The 16,457-nt window shown below is 39.4% G+C and carries 14 protein-coding genes and 4 pseudogenes; 6 read left to right on the plus strand and 12 right to left on the minus strand.

Annotated elements, in window-relative coordinates; translation table 11 throughout:
- Window positions 1-1,380: a 2-succinylbenzoate--CoA ligase gene (locus AC6IZ0_RS17710; protein ID WP_497724166.1), complete on the plus strand. Its 1,380-nt coding sequence runs from the start codon at window positions 1-3 to the stop codon at window positions 1,378-1,380.
- Window positions 1,381-1,383: 3 nt separating this feature from the next.
- A complete protein-coding gene (locus AC6IZ0_RS17715) occupies window positions 1,384-1,638 on the plus strand; it encodes a hypothetical protein (protein WP_497724168.1) in 255 nt (84 codons plus the stop codon).
- 259 nt (window positions 1,639-1,897) lie between these two features.
- Here AC6IZ0_RS17715 and AC6IZ0_RS17720 read toward each other — a convergent pair whose 3' ends face one another.
- The 3 genes from AC6IZ0_RS17720 to AC6IZ0_RS17730 are packed head-to-tail and all read right to left on the minus strand — an operon-like array spanning window position 1,898 to window position 4,736.
- Window positions 1,898-2,356: an acyl-CoA thioesterase gene (locus tag AC6IZ0_RS17720; protein ID WP_497724170.1), complete on the minus strand. Its 459-nt coding sequence runs from the start codon at window positions 2,354-2,356 to the stop codon at window positions 1,898-1,900.
- On the minus strand, window positions 2,356-3,444 hold the full coding sequence (locus tag AC6IZ0_RS17725) for a T3SS effector HopA1 family protein (protein ID WP_271733918.1): 1,089 nt from the start codon (window positions 3,442-3,444) through the stop codon (window positions 2,356-2,358). Before AC6IZ0_RS17725 ends, AC6IZ0_RS17720 begins: the two co-directional genes overlap by 1 nt.
- Window positions 3,445-3,497: 53 nt before the next feature.
- Complete coding sequence (locus AC6IZ0_RS17730; RefSeq protein ID WP_280801576.1) at window positions 3,498-4,736, minus strand: phosphotransferase; 1,239 nt, start codon at window positions 4,734-4,736, stop codon at window positions 3,498-3,500.
- Between the two features lie 630 nt (window positions 4,737-5,366).
- Here AC6IZ0_RS17730 and AC6IZ0_RS17735 point away from each other — a divergent pair.
- A pseudogene (locus tag AC6IZ0_RS17735) lies at window positions 5,367-6,709 on the plus strand (ATP-binding protein).
- Window positions 6,710-6,882: 173 nt separating this feature from the next.
- Window positions 6,883-8,202, plus strand: a complete 1,320-nt coding sequence (locus tag AC6IZ0_RS17740; protein WP_497724172.1) for a tellurite resistance TerB C-terminal domain-containing protein — start codon at window positions 6,883-6,885, stop codon at window positions 8,200-8,202.
- A gap of 47 nt (window positions 8,203-8,249) precedes the next feature.
- Here AC6IZ0_RS17740 and AC6IZ0_RS17745 read toward each other — a convergent pair whose 3' ends face one another.
- The 7 genes and pseudogenes from AC6IZ0_RS17745 to AC6IZ0_RS17775 form a co-directional block, all read right to left on the minus strand.
- The gene (locus AC6IZ0_RS17745) at window positions 8,250-8,765 is read right to left on the minus strand and encodes a ferric reductase-like transmembrane domain-containing protein (RefSeq protein ID WP_497724174.1); all 516 of its coding nucleotides are present in this window, start codon (window positions 8,763-8,765) and stop codon (window positions 8,250-8,252) included.
- 116 nt (window positions 8,766-8,881) lie between these two features.
- Window positions 8,882-8,992, minus strand: a pseudogene (locus AC6IZ0_RS17750) (oxidoreductase dimerization domain-containing protein); the annotation flags it as partial.
- A gap of 11 nt (window positions 8,993-9,003) precedes the next feature.
- On the minus strand, window positions 9,004-9,264 hold the full coding sequence (locus AC6IZ0_RS17755) for a toxin-antitoxin system HicB family antitoxin (protein WP_497724176.1): 261 nt from the start codon (window positions 9,262-9,264) through the stop codon (window positions 9,004-9,006).
- A 2-nt stretch (window positions 9,265-9,266) separates the two neighbouring features.
- Window positions 9,267-10,502, minus strand: coding sequence for an RNA-guided endonuclease InsQ/TnpB family protein (locus tag AC6IZ0_RS17760; RefSeq protein ID WP_497724177.1), 1,236 nt, complete (start codon window positions 10,500-10,502; stop codon window positions 9,267-9,269).
- A gap of 482 nt (window positions 10,503-10,984) precedes the next feature.
- Complete coding sequence (locus tag AC6IZ0_RS17765) at window positions 10,985-11,131, minus strand: hypothetical protein (RefSeq protein ID WP_497724179.1); 147 nt, start codon at window positions 11,129-11,131, stop codon at window positions 10,985-10,987.
- A 240-nt stretch (window positions 11,132-11,371) separates the two neighbouring features.
- Window positions 11,372-12,727 (minus strand): glutathione-disulfide reductase, encoded by a 1,356-nt coding sequence (gene gor, locus AC6IZ0_RS17770; RefSeq protein ID WP_497724181.1) that lies wholly within the window; start codon window positions 12,725-12,727, stop codon window positions 11,372-11,374.
- 86 nt (window positions 12,728-12,813) lie between these two features.
- On the minus strand, window positions 12,814-13,344 hold the full coding sequence (locus AC6IZ0_RS17775; RefSeq protein WP_497724182.1) for a peroxiredoxin: 531 nt from the start codon (window positions 13,342-13,344) through the stop codon (window positions 12,814-12,816).
- Window positions 13,345-13,509: 165 nt separating this feature from the next.
- Between AC6IZ0_RS17775 and AC6IZ0_RS17780 the strand changes: the two genes are divergently transcribed.
- Window positions 13,510-13,947 carry a Fur family transcriptional regulator gene (locus tag AC6IZ0_RS17780; RefSeq protein WP_497726095.1) on the plus strand — a complete coding sequence of 146 codons (438 nt, stop codon included), beginning with the start codon at window positions 13,510-13,512 and terminating at the stop codon, window positions 13,945-13,947.
- 44 nt (window positions 13,948-13,991) lie between these two features.
- On the opposite strand, the pseudogene hisG reads toward AC6IZ0_RS17780, so the two are convergent.
- A pseudogene (gene hisG / locus AC6IZ0_RS17785) lies at window positions 13,992-14,638 on the minus strand (ATP phosphoribosyltransferase).
- Window positions 14,639-14,695: 57 nt separating this feature from the next.
- On the opposite strand from hisG, the gene rppA reads away from it, so the two are divergent.
- A complete protein-coding gene (rppA, locus tag AC6IZ0_RS17790; RefSeq protein ID WP_497724183.1) occupies window positions 14,696-15,379 on the plus strand; it encodes a two-component system response regulator RppA in 684 nt (227 codons plus the stop codon).
- Here rppA and AC6IZ0_RS17795 read toward each other — a convergent pair.
- Window positions 15,336-16,347: pseudogene (locus tag AC6IZ0_RS17795) on the minus strand (1-acyl-sn-glycerol-3-phosphate acyltransferase). The gene rppA and the pseudogene AC6IZ0_RS17795 overlap by 44 nt on opposite strands.
- Between the last annotated feature and the right edge of the window lie 110 nt (window positions 16,348-16,457).

The raw sequence follows: 16,457 nt of genomic DNA on the forward strand, positions 1-16,457 counted from the left end.
ATGTCTATCAAACCACCCAGATTTTATCTACATCAAATATGTAAGACAGATTTGCTCATTGGTAAAAATAATCAGCAACTGCAACACATAGCTTTAGAGTTATATTTAGAACTACAGCAGTTAACAGTTAATGGCAATACTGCCAAAATTATTGTAGCAGAACGTGAACCAGTGAAATTTATAGCGGGTTTTCTGGCTGCTTGTGCTGCGAGTTGTCCGGTTTTTCTGTGTAACCCCGACTGGGGACAACAAGAATGGGAGCAAGTGCTAGATTTAGTGCAGCCAGATATTATTTTGGGAGTAGGACAACCGAAGGTAAAAATGTTTCCCCATGGCGGTTATAGGGATTTTCCATACATCATGATTCCCACCGGTGGCTCATCGGGAAAAATTAAATTTGCTATGCACACTTGGGAAACTCTGATAGCATCTGTTAAAGGATTTACAGAATATTTTCAGGTAACTGAAGTTAATTCTTTTTGTATGTTACCTCTCTATCATGTCAGTGGTTTAATGCAGGTTATGCGTTCCTTGACTACGGGAGGTAAATTAGCGATCGCACCATTGAAAACTTTAACATCTACACCAGAATATCAGATTAACCCTGAAAATTATTTTATATCTTTAGTACCCACACAATTACAACGCTTACTAGAGAGTTCCCAGTTAACACAATGGCTCTCCCAATTCAGGACGGTACTGTTAGGAGGTGCGCCAGCATGGGAGGAATTGTTAACAAAAGCCAGATTTAATTGTATTCGGTTAGCACCTACTTATGGGATGACAGAAACAGCTTCTCAAATTGCCACCCTCAAACCAGATGATTTTCTCAATGGTATAATCAACTGTGGTCAAATTCTCCCCCATGCCCAAGTAAAGATTCGCAATCAACAAGGTAAAATTTTAACTGGTAATCAAATTGGAAATATTACCATCCAGGCGCAATCATTAGCTCTGGGGTACTACCCCGAAACCTGGGATAATCTCAATTATTTCTCAGTAGACGACTTAGGATATTTAGATGCACAAGGCTATTTAAATATAGTGGGGCGTAACAGCGACAAAATTATCACAGGGGGAGAAAATATTTACCCAGGGGAAATTGAAGCCGCAATTAGGACTACAGAAATGGTCAAAGACGTTTGTGTCATCGGTTTACCAGATAAATACTGGGGACAAGTAGTAACGGCGATTTATGTTCCCCAAAGTCCCCAGATTTCCAGTTTAGAAATACAAACAGCACTAAATCAAAGACTGAGTAAATTCAAAGTTCCTAAACACTGGATTTCTCTAGACAGTTTACCCCGCAATGCTCAAGGTAAAATCAACCGCCAAGAACTCCAGAAAATAGCCACAGAACATTTACAAAATCTCTCTTAGAGGATGTTTGATAAGTTTTCAACAGGTAATTTTTATCTGAGGGAACAGGGAACAGGGAATGAGGAATGGGTAACAGGGAATGAGGAATGGGTAACAGGGAATGAGGAATGGGTAACAGGGAATGAGGAATGGGTAACAGGGAACAGGGAATGGGAAGGATTGGGGAACAGGGAACAGGGAACAGGGAATGAGGAATGGGGAACACACCGAACACACCAAAACAATAAAACAATAAAATCCAGTCCCCTCCCCTGGTAAGGCTATCCATTACCCGGATCTTCTTAACATTCGTGAGAGCGATCGCTCGCAAACCCCCAAACCTTAATCCTCCGTTGATGATTATCAATAAAATAAGGTTTTTATCAATAAGAATAAGGTACATTTTGTCAAGAGTAGGGAAATTTTCAAGCGTTGAAACCGTTGCCACATAAATGTTTCAAGATTGTTAAGAAAAATGTGGGTAATGAATAGCCTGGTAAGGGGAGGGTTAGGGTGGGGTCAAACAATAGTTGATACACTAATCATGACTTTCCAAACATCCTCTTAACTTTCTTCTTTCTAGCGCTTTTGTCTCTTGGCGGTTAGTTTCCAACCACTGAATCATCTCAGGTGATAAATCCCGCTTATCTCTGCTCACTGCATCAATACAAACGTGTCGAGTCACAGCCTTAACAACTAGAACATCTGCCAGTATAATTTCATAACTAACTTCAAACTTATTCGCAGTTATTTGATGGGGAAATAAACTTACTTCTAACTGGTCTCCACAGAACATTGGGCGAAAAAAATCCACATTAGCATGAACAATAGGAATAGCTATAGATGGATGAGTAAAAAAATCTTTGAGATTAATACCCGATACTTCTAAAGATGCTTCGTAGGTTTCATGACATATAGATAAAGCATGGGCAAAATAAACTACTCCAGCGCCATCTGTATCTGCAAGGCGAATAGTGCGATGATAGGTAAAAGACATTATTTTAAAGGGTAGTAGATATCCTCAGAACTGGGGTTGAGGTAGGGATGCTGCAAATCAATGGAATGTTGAGCAAAATGTTGCTCAATCATTCTCATACGCTCCTCCATTGTATTTTGACCTTGTTCCCAAGCCTCCAACAAGGCATTGGCGACAATTTGGCAACGGTTGATACCAAAATTTTCTTGAGTGGCAAATTTTTGGGTAGGCTCTTCAGCTAAACCCAATCCAGGGGCTAAAAACTTAGTAAATAAGGGTATTTCAGCTTGGAAATGAGATTCACACCCCCTATAAACATTCTCAAGGATTTTGTGCAATGCTGGATAGTCCTGAGCTTCAAAGTAGAGTATACCTGAGTCATAGCGTCCGTAGGCAGCGGGATGATAGAGAACCTGAAAGGTAAAAGCAATATTGGCTGCGTTGAGTTGTTGGGTTAGTCCATCCATGGAGGCGATCGCACCAGATGAGGTAAAATTAAAGTAGATTCTCCCGGTACCTAAATTCCCATCTAGGTTACTTTGCTTTTCCTGTCCTACATTGCTAACTGCTAAGTAGCAGCCTTTTTGCAGTCGGTTTTTAGGCATCCAAATCGCCACTAATTCCCCCACCTTGGGAGACTTTTTACTAGGTTTAAGATGGCAGTCTGGCTCAATATATACCGTCAAACCGCCTTTAGTGACTGCCATAGTACCATCAGGTTCTCGACTCAATACCCGCCAACTGGGGTCAAAATAACCTTTACCGTGATTGCTCGTCTGTAGTTGTTCGTAAAATCCCCAATCAACATCTAAGAGAGAATGAGTTTCTAAATTTTGGTGTCCCCAGCAATTACTAGTTTCAGTATCTAAGGCCAAGGTGGTTTTTAGGGAACCATTGTAGTAGATACCGTAAAGGAAATTTCTCAGTAGTAGAGTCAGATATTTATGCTGTAAAGCCGGAGAATTTTGTTGAAATCTCTCTGCTAGTTTAGCAGGTAAAGAAAAAGATTGATAGTGGGGGTGGGAAATACAAAACTTAGAATTTATCTCGATATTTTTAGCAATATCCAGCAGGTAAGTTTGCAATGTATAGGTGGGACAGTATAGCATTACTTGATATTAAGAATTACTTAAACAAACATGGTGGTGACCGTTGGCTGTGATTAACAACCCCGCAGGCGAGTTTTTTGGTAATAAAGAGGAACTAATTGCTGTTGTTTTTCTCTTTGGGGGAGTTGATGAAATTCTGTCAAAGGGTTGAGAATTTCCCCCTGAGAAACGCCGAAAATACTCAATATAGATTCTTGTGGTATGGTAAGGAGATTCTTAGCAACATCAAGCATATAAATGTCACTATTGCCAAAATGTTTAAGAGATTTAATATTTGCTTGAATTTGATGAATTAGCGCCAGTCCTGTAAACTGAATAACTCGGACAATAAAGTTACTTTGGTACTGCAAAATCATGGGAAAAGTTTTGACATAAGCCCGAATTAACCCCAGTAATGAAGGTTGTAGCAACTCTAAGGGTGTAATCGCTAAATGCAGGGATTCTTCTAACTCAAGGGTGGGATCTACTACTAAGCTAGAAAGCCAAATTGTTAAATAGCTGGCGATAAGGGTACCTATATCAAAGGCGGGGTCACCCCAACCACAAGCTTCCCAATCAATCAGTTTAATCAGGCAATTATCTAACTGATGCCAACGAGAATGAATTAAAATATTATTTAAGGTGAGGTCATTATGAGTCAAGCAGCAAGGTTCCCATTCATAAGCCAAATCGGCGATCGCTGATTCTAAAGTCTCATAACCTTGGTAGAGAAGGTAAAACTTTAACGCCTCAGTGGGAACTGTACCAAATATTTCTGGGGTAATAGAATCCACCCCTTGGGCTGGATTGTAAAAGCTATAGCGAAACTGTCCTTGAGGCCCAGCTGACATAAACTGACGATATTCTCGCTGTTGGAAGGTAGCGCGATGTAGTCCCGCTAATGTACTACCAATGGCGGTAGCAATTTCTGGCGGAAAAATAGCATTGTGACCATAAAATTCTCCTAGTTCCGAATATTCAGTTAAGTAATTACGAACCAGGATAGAATGTTCTTGATCAAAATTTACTATTAGTGGTGCGATCTCAGTTATATTACCTATAACTGGAAACTGCTGTAATAATTGCTGAAATAGCCATTCATTAAAAAAATCATGGGAATTTCCATAGTTTTCAAGATGACATTTTTGTTTAACCAGCAGTTTTTGATTATCTCCTAAAGTCAAGAGTAAATTTAAGTTATGTTGACTACTTTTGAGCAAGTCATATTTATTCAATGCGCCATCTTCTGAGGAATACATACCTCTTTCTTTCAGGTATTCGATAACTTTCTGAGAAGACAGTGGTAATAACATGTATGATGTCCTACTTGGTAAAAGTACCGTTGCTTGAGATGAATTTGGCAGTTTCGATACACAGCAAAAATTGAACCAATCTATTCATATCTTATCTATCAAATTAAAACCTGCCATAATGGCAAGATAACTTGATTTTTTAATTTAAATTAGGCTGCTAAATACTGTATAGCCTTGAGTTTTCACAGCCCAATAGCAGCAATAAAACAACTATCCACAGATGGATATGAGCAAATTTAAGCATTGATTACTGGCTGATGCTCTTTGGTTCTACTGATACAATTCTGCAAAAATGTATTATTAATTACAAAATACATCATTTCTCGTGGGGCTAATTATTGACTAAGAGTAATTATGATTCTCAATACTTAGACTAGAAGTACCAGCATCCTCAACCCCATAATTATATACAGCCCTATTTTTATAGATCATCACCAACGCCAAAAAACCGGATATTTTCAGCAAGTCAAAGATTAAGAATTTATCCCGGAGCAACCGGTTTCAGGGGAGACAAAGATCACACATTCACATTCACGGAGTCTATGTTAACGGCCATGTAGATTTTGACTTTACTACCAGGGTTAGCAGACAATTGACCATAGTGCCTTATTTAAACTACCCTGTTAATTGATGGATAATCCAGCGATGCCACGTAATTCATCCTATAGCCATAGCCAGGTTCAATTTCTCCAATGTCAAGCAGCATCACTTTTACTCTACCAATCTGTATTGGAAAGCGAAGTGGGGATGGCATTTCTTGACCTGTTGCAAGCTATACGTTACACTGATGCCGATGCACGGAGTTGTCTCAAAGCTTATGGCAGTTATTTTTATGCCTTAAGTGCTAAACATCAAAATTGGGAAGACTACCTAATTAGTCAAATTCTCCGTAGTGAGAATCCTTTTAGTAAACTGTTCAACAGCAAGACGTTGAAGATTTACCCCGGTCGTTACTAGCAGCAGTGGAGCATGATTTACAGGTGTTGCAGAATCTTTATGAATGTAGTAGTGCTTCTTTGAGCGAGTGGGTGCAAACTGTAGCTCAGTTACCCATTTCACCTATTGTCTGGTACACAGAGCAAAACATTGGTATAGAGACAAAGTTCAAAGTATTACTACAAAAGTTAGATAATTGGGGTGATGCTGTGGAGGATTTGGCAGATCATTATCGCCAGTGTGGCACAGGCTTATTTGTAGAATATCATGCGTTGCGCTGGCAAGAAGGTAAGTTTGTAGGTATCAAGTACCCTGACCCGATCAACCTGAAAACTTTAGTGGGTTACGAGTCTCAACAAGAAACTTTAATCAAAAATACAGAGTTTTTATTATCAGGAGAGGTGGCACAGCATATACTACTTTACGGTAGTCGGGGGTCGGGTAAATCTTCTGTGGTCAAAGCTTTGTTAAATGAGTATGGCGATCGCCATCTACGTTTGCTGGAAGTCGCAAAATCTGATTTGCACAATTTGCCCAAAATTGTCGAGCAGTTGCGGGGAGTACCACAAAAATTTATTATCTTTGTTGATGACCTTTCCTTTGAAGAAGATGATGATGCTTTTAAAGCACTTAAGGTAGTTTTGGAAGGTAATTTGACTGCACGTCCCCAAAATGCGGTGGTTTATGCTACTTCCAACCGTCGCCACTTAATTCGCGAGTTTTTTACAGACAGACCCACACCCAAAGATCATGACGAAATCCACTCCTGGGATACAATGCAGCAAAAGCTTTCCTTTAGCGATCGCTTTGGTATCACTCTCACTTTTGCACCAGCGGATCAGGATACTTATTTAAAAATTGTCCAACATTTAGCAGCACAAGCCCAAATTGATATTACTCCCGAAGATTTAGAATATCAAGCATTACAGTGGGCAACCCGCCACAATGGTCGTTCTGGACGTACAGCAAGGCAGTTTATTGATTTCTTAAAAGCAGATTTAACAGTATCTCATCCCCATACAGATCACATCCCCTGAAATCATCACTTAAAATCGATGACAAGCCCCTATCATCATCTTTATTTACTTTTAATCTTACCCTATCCATACTAGATATGAAATCAATTACATGGTGATATCTCATTGTGCTACTCCCTAAAATCCACAAAGAATTATAGTTAGATATTTCACAATTATCTTGCTAAGTAATAATGACATTAAAACATACCTATCCTAACAACTCAAATACCCTGAGAAAAACCAATATGCCATCAGCAACCATCAGCAATCGATATATTCTAGGTATCGTCGCCTTTAGTATCAGCTTTGGTATTAGTCTTGTCCCCCAGTGGAATTTCAACCAAGCCTTAATCACCGGTATAATTACTATAATTTCTACCTATGCAGCCATATTATTTACAGATAAGCGCCGTGGGAATTATGAAATGATGATTTTAACTTCCAATCGCAAGCGCATTAAAGAAATGGAGGGACTAAAACGGCGGATTGTTCAAGAAGTTAATCAAATAGAAGAGATGCGTAACTTCTTGTACGCAGATTCACAAAGCTTGGAAAATCAAATATCAGAGTCTCGTATTCAAAGAGATAAAATTCATAGAGATTTAGGTATATTTGCAGCCCAAAAACAGCAGTTAGAAACCGATACCATTAACCTCAATGCTGAAATAGAAGCTCTGGAACAAAATAAAACAGAACTGCATCATACTTGCTCTCAACTCACAACCGAAAAACGTCGTATGGAGTTGAATTGTAATACCTTTCGCGGTGAAATTATGCAGTTGCAAAATCAAATCTATCAACTCCAGGAAGAAAAACAAGAACTTGAGACTAATGTCACTCTGTTAGATAGGCTCAAACCCCAACTAGAGGAAAAGATGTATGAACTGCGAACGGAAATTCAAGCACTAGAAACACAGATTAATGACCAAAAACAATTATTATTATCTACCAAAACTGAAACGGAAAATTTAGCCGAAAACCTCAATTACCTAGAAAATAAAATCACCGAAAAGCAATCAGAATTACAGCAACTCACATCAGAAATATCCTTATTGCAAGCAGAAAGAGACTCATTACAAAGCCAAGTATGGGAATTACTTCAACAACCAGAAACATTAAATCCAGAACTATCACCTGAAAATTGCCATGAAGATGGCAATGATGTGTTTCCTTTTACGGAGTTAATTGATTCTGTAGGGACAATCAATACATCTGAGATTTTACCTGAACAATGGCAGAAACTTTTAGAAATCCTCCCCAACCATGAAATTCAGGCGTTAAAAGCTATAGTAGAACAAGAGCATCCCCTGGTAACTATTGAGGAAATCGCCCAATCCAACAGTACCACCCCCAGTTTATTAATTGATTCTCTCAATGAACACGCCCAGGATGCTATTGGAGAACTAATAATTACAACTAATGGGGAACATCCTCAAGTGTCTGAAGAGCATATAGTTAACGCCAGAAAAATCCTGACTATGGATGAAAACCTCAGAGTTAAACAAGATTAATCTAATTAACTACTGCTATATGATTCATCGCCCCTTATTATTCTCGACTATGGCTGTAGATGTCTTTTCCAGTCTATAATTACTCTTTGAATGAATAAACACATAATAATAAAGCCAATCAATACTGATAATGGAGTTAAATAACTCCAAGAGTATGACATTTTATCTAAAATATGCCAGGGTAGGATAAAGATGAGCAGGTAAGTTAATCTGTGCATATTATGCCATTTCTTTTTTAAAAGTTTGACACTCCAATCATTAGAAGTAATTGCTAGTAAAGTTAGAATAAAAAATGAGAATATTCCTTGAAAGTAATGAATATAAGTAAGAGGATTTAAGAAATCAATATTGTGTTTAAACACTATCAGTAAACCATGGCTGCAAGCTAAAACATAGGATGCAATACCAATAATTCGCCGTTTTTTTCCTAACCAACGTAAGGTTTGATTTTGGCGCGTTTTGGGGAAAACAGTTTTGAATATACTTGGCGTTAAAGTCAATATGTAAGCTATCAGTGCCAATAAGCCAAAAAAGTTAGCCAGGGTTACAGACTGAACAGACATAGTTAAACTCTTTTAAGTAAATCTTGTATGGAACAATAATATACCATCTGTTCATGATGTCAAGTGCAAAAAATGCCCTAGATTAGGGCATTGTTCCAATTTATTCAACTAATAACCTATCCCATGGTGACAAATTCCTCAGCAGAGGTGGGATGAATACCGACTGTGGTATCAAAATCAGCTTTAGTAGCACCCATCTTCAGGGCGATCGCCACTCCTTGTATAATTCTTGTATAATTTAGGATGCCAGTTTAAGGCTGATATAGCGATTCAAGCTGACATTTTCCTCAGCTGCTTCTATAACTAATCTACGGTGAAGCTCCGGAGGAATACGAACCTGAAATTTACCACTGTAGTTTCTTTCTGCAATGGGTTCGGGAATCCTCTCATTATTCGCCGCCATATCAGCTACTACATCTTTTACCAAGTTTGTAATACCTTCAAGTGGAGTAGAACGATTTTCGTGGAGATAAGATAGAGTTTGTGAAATTATAGACAAATCTACAAAGTCACTTTACCAGGGGTAAACCTGATTGGAGTTACTCCTAACCCCTCTATCCCGTCTGCAAAAGCGTTCAGGACTGCTTTTCTTAATATGTTGTACGCCCCATTTAAATCAGCGTTTATTAACCTTCCATTGGAAGCTTTATACAACCCACGAGCTACTCTTCTACCACTAAATACACGTTCTGCCCCTTTTTGGTACTCCGGGATATTATCAAGGTCAAGAAAACTAGCCTTAGAGGTATAACTTTCTTCGTTGATAATAACTTTAACGCCAGCTAAGTTAGCTTTATAAACCAACTGCTCGATAAATTTATAGTGCGGTATCTGAACAAAATTTTGATTGTTACGCTTACCAATATTAATATCTTGCTTCCACTGTTTGTTGTTACCAATCACCAAAGTATCAATCTGATTTTGTCGAAGGTAATTAATAATGGTTCTACTAGCTTGGTGTAGATAGGTATCAACTTTACTATCTCTTTTGGTGAGAAGATTGGATATTTTGTTGGAGGTGTATCTATTGGGGTCTTGAGTTTGAAGCTTCGATTGGAGTTGGGCTTTTTGTTTATTAAAGAATTGATTGGTTGACTTTAATGGGCGACCATTAATAATCAACGGCTGAAAGCCTTTTTTGTTTGAAGCTATGGTGGCCAGGTTATTAAACCCCAAATCGATAGCTGCAATATATTGATTCCTAACTGTGACTACTTCATTCTTTTCATAAACAGCCTCTACTACATAGAATCCACTTTTAGGTACTAATCTAAGTTCTTTAACTTTATTTTGAATAGCAGTTGAAATAGATATATTTGTACCTGAAGGTTGTAATAACCCTTTTTTTAACCCTTTTTTGCTAATACCCTGTGCCGGGTAAATGACCACACAACGACCTTTTGTTTTATGTTTATATCCAGGTAGTCTAGGCCGACCTTTGAACTTATCAGGGTTGGTCGTAAAAGAACTAATAGCTGCAAAATATGAAAGCCAGCATCTATCAACTAATTTAATGATTTGACAACTTACCTTTGCTGGCAAAGCTTTATAATCAACAGATTTTTTGATTAGGTGATAGGCTCCCGCATAATTAATATGCTTGTTGTTATGAATGTATTCCTGTCTAACTATGAAGTTAACAGCATTGTATAGGTTCTTCGATTTAAAGCAAAGTTCATCTATTTCTTTGTATGCTGGGTGACTTGGTTTAATAACATGACGCTCAATCAGATTCATTTTGTAACTCCTGAGTGATACGTTCTGTCTTTCTCTTTGCTCTTCTTAACCCATACATCCTTGCACTAAAGCATATTGGGTTAACCTTTCAGCTTGTCTTTCTAAGTTGTCTTTTGAACCATTATCAGAAACACGGCAGTAGATAGCTACAACTTTGTTAGGGTTTTGGTTAGTTTCAGGTAGATTAATAATTATGGTTCCTGTAGGTTATTGATAACCTGTGATTACGCCGGATTTGTACCAACGCCACGCAGTTCTATAACTTATCCCTACGCAGTTCTATAACTTATCCCTACCTTTTTTGCATAATCAGATAGTTTCATTCATTTAATGATCGTACATTCATAATAATATTATACTACAAATGTACATAAATGACTATAAATTCATTAAATTATTGTAGACCTGGAAATTCAGCACACAGTCCTACAAATTCTTGATCCTCCGTTGACCAAGTAACTCTATAGGTGTAGTGGTCGTGGTTAACCATCTTTCATTTCCTCAATTTTTTCAATCGCGCCCAAAACCTGCTTTACCTGATAAACCTTTGCTTTGCCATTTTTTTCTTGAATGTTAATGCGCGGAGTTCCAGACCAGGGTGTTTTATAGACCCAAAATAATGATTGCAAACCTTGACTAAATCGGCAAAGTTGACATTCTGAGGATTGTTTCTCAACTGAGCAAGGAGTTTCTCTATTTGTGCCATACGTCTTTTTTAATCGTTAACGTAATGACAGCTTTAAACGGCAAGTTGGTATTAACTTCTTTATATTAGTATTAATAGTAGTACTATGTCAAGGGTCAAGATTTATTGATCGGGCGTACAACCCCATCCCCTTGTGGGTGGGGCGTTTGACCCAACTAATAACCTATCGCATAGTGACAAATTCCTCAGCCGAGGTGGGATGAATACCGACTGTGGCATCAAAATCGGCTTTAGTAGCACCCATCTTCAGGGCGATCGCCACTCCTTGTATAATTTCAGCAGCGCTATTACCCACCATATGCGCCCCTAAAACCTTGTTATTACTTTGATCAACCACTAATTTCATCATGGTTTTTTCATCCTTACCGGCCAATGTATAATACATTGGTCTAAAGCGACTGCGGTAAACTTTAATCGCATTACCATATTTTGCCCTAGCTTCCGCCTCAGTTAAGCCAACCGTTGCCGCCTCTGGAGTAGTAAAAATTGCTGTAGGTACATTTTCGTAACTCATCCTACGGCACTTATTACCGAATACCGTATCTGCAAAGGCTCGCCCCTCATTAATCGCCACAGGAGTTAAATTAATATTATCTGTACAATCTCCTACCGCATAGATATTTTCTTCAGTAGTTTGACTGTATTGATCTACAATAATCGCGCCTTTACTATCGAGCTGAACCTGAGTATTTTCTAAACCTAACTTTTGCGTGTTGGGTTTACGACCAGTAGCTGCTAAACTCACCACATCCACAACTACCGTTTCCTCCTCCTCATCACCCCGACGGATTTTGACGTTAATACCCTCTGGGGTTTTTTCTATAGCGGTCAATTGGGAATTGGGGAGAATTTGAATACCATGCTTACCCATTCCTTCCTGAATTTCATTGCGTAAATCCTCATCAAAACCACGCAAAATCTTGTCATGACGAATTATCTGGGTAACTTCGCTACCCATACCATTGAGAATACAAGCAAATTCTGAACCGATGTATCCCCCCCCTAAAATCACTATGCGTTGAGGTTTTTCCTGCAAATGAAAAATATCATCGGAAGTAATAGCGTGTTCAATTCCGGGAATATCGGGCTTAATAGGATAACCACCTACTGCAATTAGAACTTTATCAGCAGTAACTTGACGCTCCCCCACCTGAATTGTATGAGCATCAATAAATGTACCGTATCCTTCCCAGACTTCTACTTGGGAATTATCCAGCATCTTTTGATAAATACCATTGAGGCGAGTTACTTCATTGTTAACCGCCGTGATCATCTTTTCCCAGTCCAGGGAACTTTCCACCGCACTCCACCCATATCCTTGAGCTTCTGCAAACAACTCAGGAAAATGGGATGCATAGACCATTAACTTTTTAGGGACACAGCCACGATTTACGCAGGTTCCGCCTAGTCGGTCAAACTCAGCCACCCCTACCTTAGCTCCATATTCCGCCGCACGTCTAGCGGTGGCAATACCACCAGACCCAGCACCAATCACAAATAAGTCGAAATCGTAACTCATGTGTCCCTCAAATTTTAGATTTCAATCTGGGGAAAGGGCAATGCCCAATTCCCAGTCCCTTAAAATATTACACACCAGTAGGAGTTTTAAGCTCCTTTGAGGTAATTGAGCATGGTATCTGCATCGGAAACTTCAAATGGGTCTGTAGGACAGTTATCCTCGTAACCAGGCTCAATGAAAATCTTTTCAATTTTGCAGTCATTCACTACCATTGAGTAGCGCCAAGACCGCAGACCAAAGCCCAGGTTAGACTTATCAACTAACATCCCCATTTTCCGGGTAAATTCCCCATTGCCATCGGGTAATAAAAATACCTTATCAGCCCCCTGTTGTTTACCCCATTGGAACATAACAAAGGCATCATTCACAGATACACAAATGACTTCATCAATACCCAGGGCTTTGAATTGGTCATACAGTTCTTCATAACGGGGAAGGTGAGAAGTAGAGCAAGTGGGGGTAAAAGCTCCAGGTAGTGAAAATACTACTACACGCTTACCACCAAAAATATCTTGTGTGGTGCGGTCTTGCCAACGGAATGGGTTTGGTTCACCAATCGACTCGTCACGCACCCGGGTTTTAAAGACAACATTGGGAACTTTTTCGATCACAGCCATAGTAATATTATCATCACTTAGAATTATCTCAGAATAATTCTTATTTAGGAAAATTTCAATAGTTATAAATACTTAAATATTCAATTGGTAAACACATAATACTAATTTATTACTGGCGGTGACTATAATAGGGACATCGTTAAAATGCAAAATGTAGCAGTAAATATGCAGCAAGAGGCACACACAATTATTCAAACCTTGAAATCTAAAGGTTTGAGGGTGACTCCTCAGAGGTTTGCAGTTTATGCAAATTTGTTATCTCGGTGTGATCACCCTACAGTTGAGACCATCCTGGCGGATATCAACAAAGAGTTTCCCGTGTCATCCCAGGCGACTATTTACAGTTCTCTACAAGCTCTGCGAGAGGTGGGTCTTGTCCGGGAGGTATTACTAGAAGAGGGGGTTTGTCGCTATGATGCCAATGTAGAACCCCATCATCACTTTTACTGTAGTCGGTGTGGTGCAATTGAAGATATTCCTTGGGAAAAATTTCAATGTATAGATATTAATAACTTAACGCCGGGTATACACTGTGAAAGCTATGAGGTGATTGTTAGGGGTTGGTGCGATGGACGCAGAGGAAATCTCTGCCCTACAGAATAAATAATTACTCCAGAATGATTGAATCATCCTGGAGATTACTGATATTAAACTACAGTTGCAGCTACTTCTTGGCGCAGTTGTTCCACTAATTGATGCAAGTTACCTGTATTTAGACGATAACTCAGAGGATGAGCAATCAACCGCGCCGTACTTTCATACAAGGTAGTAATTTCTACTAAACCATTTTCCCGTAGAGTCCGCCCAGTAGAAACTAAATCGACAATCGCCTCTGACATTCCTGTAATGGGCCTAGTTCCACTGAACCATACAGGGGTACAATTTCTATAGGTAGGTCTAGACTATGGAAATATTCACGAGCGCAATTAACATACTTAGAAGCAACTCGACCATGGGGAGGTAAATCTAAAGGTGATTTATAGGCACTAGATGCTTTGACAGCCACCGACATTCGACAATGACCGAACTGTAAATCAACTAAATGTGCAACTTGGGGTTTTTTCTCCCGCAGCACATCATAACCAATAATCCCCAACTGTGCCTGACCATATTCTACATATACAGGTACATCTTGTCCCCGCACCAGTAGCCCTGTGGCTCGCCCACTAGCGTCGGGAATTTGCAGTTGACGCATTCCAGAATCTAAAAAAGCGCTAAAATCCAATCCTACAGACTTGAGTAGGCGGATGCTATTTTTGAGTAGTTCCCCTTTGGGCAATGCTACAGTTAACATTTTCTTTTTGGCAGTTAATTTATCTTGAGAATATCTTGATTGCTTACCATAAGCAGCATGAGAATTTTATTAGTTGACGATGAAATTGAACTGACTGACCCCTTAAGTCGCCTGTTAACCCGGGAGGGTTACAGTGTCGATGTAGCTTATGATGGTGTCCTAGGTAGCCAATTTGCCACAGCAGCTACTTATGATTTACTGATTTTAGATTGGATGCTACCAGGGAAAACAGGTTTAGAGATTTGTCAGGAGTTGCGCCGCCAAGGTAAAATTACACCGGTACTATTTCTCACAGCCAAGGATACTCTAGATGACCGTGTACAAGGTTTAGATGCAGGTGCTGATGATTATTTAGTCAAACCCTTTGAACTGCGAGAATTATTAGCGCGGGTCAGGGCCTTGTTACGTCGTGCTGGTTCCCCCACCCATGAAACCACCCTGGGACCCTTGATTGTGGGTGATTTACAACTAGATTATCAAAATCAAGTGGCTTATCGTCAAGGACGGGTGATTGAGTTATCTCAAAAGGAAACTCAATTGCTAAAATACTTTATGGAAAATACAGGTAACCTACTCACCCATACCCAAATTTTACAAAATCTCTGGCAGCAAGATCAAGAACAGCCAAATAGTAATGTGATCGCTGCTTTGATTCGCCTACTGCGGCGGAAAATTGAACTAGGTAAAGAACAACCACTTATTCATACTGTTTACGGGAAAGGCTACCGTTTCGGAAGGTGAACCTCAAGTTTTTTATTTGCATTTGTAGTTTTTCTCGCAGTTGTTGTGCTTCCTCATAGGTAGCTTGACGTTTTTGGGCTGGTTTGATTTTTTCTAGAGGTTGGATAAAGTAATTAAGGTGGGTTCTCATTGCCCAGACTCCCATGGAGGGAAATATAATTAGAACAATTACTAATGGTGATATCGGTAGGAAGGGTAGTTTAAATATTTTTTGCAGTTTCTTGATGTTGACTGTCCAGGGATGCAATGATTCATTACCAATACACAAAACTGGCAAAATTGGCACTTGATAGCGATCGCTCAGTTCCATAAAACTGATATTGAATTTTTGCAGTTGATAGCGTTGACTCCAACCTTTGAGAGGTCTCGCGTAATCCTTCGGGAGCGTATAATAAGGTTTTCCCCTGGGCGATCGCCGTTTCAAAGTCATTCCTGTTAGCTCGCACAGCACCCAAAACCCTTGACCATTGCGGCGGTAACCACCACACCACCCAAGGATGTTCAAATAATGATACCCCCGCTAAAGGTTGTACTCTCCAACCCCGCGCTTCCCCTAATAAATAACCCAAACAGATAAAGTCCCAGGGAAAACACATCCCCGCATGATTCATCGCCACAATTATCGGACCTGTGCTGGGTAAGTTCTCGATTCGCTGCAATTTTGCCCGAAAATAATATTTTACAATCGGAGCCAACACCTCTTCCCGAAATGCCTGTTGATAGTTGGGGTTAAATTCCGCCAGATCATTTCTGGGTGAACGACAACCCAAACGCAACCACCGCATCAAAAAAGCTAGATAAAATCCCCCAGGAATTAAGAACAGTAGATATTCCAACCCCCGCCAACCATCGGGATCTGTATGATAATGTTGCCAGTGGCGATTAAATAAGATCAGCCAACCGGGAGGATACCATAAACAAAACCAGTCAAACCAGGTAAATTGATATTTATAGCTTTGGTTCATCATAACTACTGAGTAGATGCGATGACAGTCTGATTCAGTATACCTTTTTCTTTTAGACCCTCCCCCAGAATCAAGCTAATGATAAGTAAAACTTACATAAAGCATAATTTTTA

The sequence above is a fragment of the Anabaenopsis sp. NIES-4685 genome, assembly GCF_059725405.1.